Genomic DNA, 604 nt, shown 5'->3' with positions numbered 1-604 from the left:
CAGACGGATCGTCCGCCAGATTCTCGCCTACTTGTACGCCAGCCAAAATGAGGATGACACCGAGGCGATTAAACACTTGCTTCCCGCCTTGTTTTTAAAACAGTCCGCTTTGAATACGCTGAAGGCGCTCTCGATTACAGAGGACTGTACCATGATCAAAGCGCTGGCCAAATTGCCTGATCTGAAGCCATTCCAGCTGGACAAAATCAAGAAAATCGTACCGTTTTTTGCAAGCCTCCGCACGATGAAGCCCGTAGAAGCCATCACCTTTGCAGAAGGAAAAATGGGCTTCTCCGAGTATTTAAAAAAGCGGGGCAATGAGGGCAACAAGCTGGAAAAAGGTTCCGATGACTTGCGTGACATCAAGGTTGTCGCCAAGAAGTTCAAAACGATTCCTGACTTTCTTGCCCACGTAGACCATATGAGGGCCGCTGAGAAAAACAGAACGGATGAACATGGCGTTCAGCTGATGACCATTCACCGGTCAAAAGGCCTTGAATTCAAAACAGTCTACGTGTTAGGCACTGTAGACGGCTCGATTCCGCACGATTTCTCATTAGAAACGGCAAGAAAAGGAGACGAGGCCGCTCTTGAGGAGGAAAGA

General features: G+C 48.7%; 1 protein-coding gene. It reads left to right on the top strand.

What is annotated here, in order from left to right; translation table 11 throughout:
- Positions 1–604: 3'-5' exonuclease (locus ACWHAR_RS29390; protein ID WP_452088732.1), on the top strand; the 604-nt coding region annotated here is incomplete at both ends.

Source organism: Bacillus sp. LR--39, assembly GCF_053613335.1.
The sequence above is the reverse complement of the archived record's forward strand: the minus strand, read 5'-3'. Positions and strand labels throughout refer to the sequence as shown.